The 511-nt window shown below is 55.0% G+C and carries 1 rRNA gene; it reads left to right on the top strand.

Annotation, left to right across the window (positions count from 1 at the left end):
• Nucleotides 1-503: ribosomal RNA gene (locus VV869_RS24415) — 16S ribosomal RNA — on the top strand; the annotation flags it as partial.
• Nucleotides 504-511 lie beyond the last annotated feature (8 nt).

Below are 511 nucleotides of genomic sequence, written 5' to 3'. Positions count from 1 at the left end.
TGAGACAGGTGCTGCATGGCTGTCGTCAGCTCGTGTTGTGAAATGTTGGGTTAAGTCCCGCAACGAGCGCAACCCTTATCCTTGTTTGCCAGCACTTCGGGTGGGAACTCCAGGGAGACTGCCGGTGATAAACCGGAGGAAGGTGGGGACGACGTCAAGTCATCATGGCCCTTACGAGTAGGGCTACACACGTGCTACAATGGCGCATACAGAGGGCTGCAAGCTAGCGATAGTGAGCGAATCCCAAAAAGTGCGTCGTAGTCCGGATTGGAGTCTGCAACTCGACTCCATGAAGTCGGAATCGCTAGTAATCGTGGATCAGAATGCCACGGTGAATACGTTCCCGGGCCTTGTACACACCGCCCGTCACACCATGGGAGTGGGCTGCACCAGAAGTAGATAGCTTAACCTTCGGGAGGGCGTTTACCACGGTGTGGTTCATGACTGGGGTGAAGTCGTAACAAGGTAGCCCTAGGGGAACCTGGGGCTGGATCACCTCCTTAACGATATG

This window comes from Photobacterium sp. MCCC 1A19761 (assembly GCF_037389125.1).
In the GTDB taxonomy this organism is placed as follows: domain Bacteria; phylum Pseudomonadota; class Gammaproteobacteria; order Enterobacterales; family Vibrionaceae; genus Photobacterium.
Note: the sequence above shows the minus strand (reverse complement) of the source record. Positions and strands in the feature narration are given on the sequence as shown.